Source organism: Halalkalibacter oceani (assembly GCF_023715605.1).
Classification (GTDB): domain Bacteria; phylum Bacillota; class Bacilli; order Bacillales; family Bacillaceae_D; genus Halalkalibacter; species Halalkalibacter oceani.
The window spans coordinates 1-674 of record NZ_JAMBOL010000073.1; the positions used below are offsets into that span (position 1 = coordinate 1).

The 674-nt window shown below is 45.4% G+C and carries 2 rRNA genes; both read left to right on the forward strand.

Annotated elements, in window-relative coordinates:
• Positions 1 to 95: ribosomal RNA gene (locus tag M3202_RS22030) — 16S ribosomal RNA — on the forward strand; the annotation flags it as partial.
• Between the two features lie 497 nt (positions 96 to 592).
• A 23S ribosomal RNA gene (locus M3202_RS22035) occupies positions 593 to 674 on the forward strand; the annotation flags it as partial.

The following is a 674-nucleotide window of genomic DNA, read 5'->3' on the forward strand; positions in this document are numbered from 1 at the left end:
CCTTTTGGAGCCAGCCGCCTAAGGTGGGACAGATGATTGGGGTGAAGTCGTAACAAGGTAGCCGTATCGGAAGGTGCGGCTGGATCACCTCCTTTCTATGGAGTTTAGACTCTAATCGAACTTACACCTTTGTGTGTAAGGAACGCTTCGGTTCTTTTGTTCAGTTTTGAATGAATTCTTTTGCTCCTGCGATTACTCGTCGCAAGGCAGCATGAAGTCATTCAAAGAAGAAGGTCATGACGGGATTGAAGTCAGTTGCCTTGTTCAGTTTTGAGAGTACTCAACACTCTCGATAACATTGACAAAGAGTATTCTTCTGTCAATTGGTTCTTTGAAAACTAGATCATGATAACAAGTAAGTTCATCGGAGTCTTGTTCACAAAACAAGATGAGATCGAACGAACGTCAAGAATTCAAAGGCAATGGAGACATTGTCTAAAAAACGACCTTTTGAAAAAGATCGTTTTTGGCAAAGAGATTCGAGCAGGTCGAGGAAGCAAGTGTTCGAGGAATGAAGCGTAGTTCCCTACGTGACATGACCGAGATCCATGAAGCTGACGAAGACATGCGAAGAAGATCTGCCGCCAAAATTGGTTAAGTTAGAAAGGGCGCACGGTGAATGCCTTGGCACTAGGAGCCGAAGAAGGACGCGACGAACGGCGAAACGCCTCGGG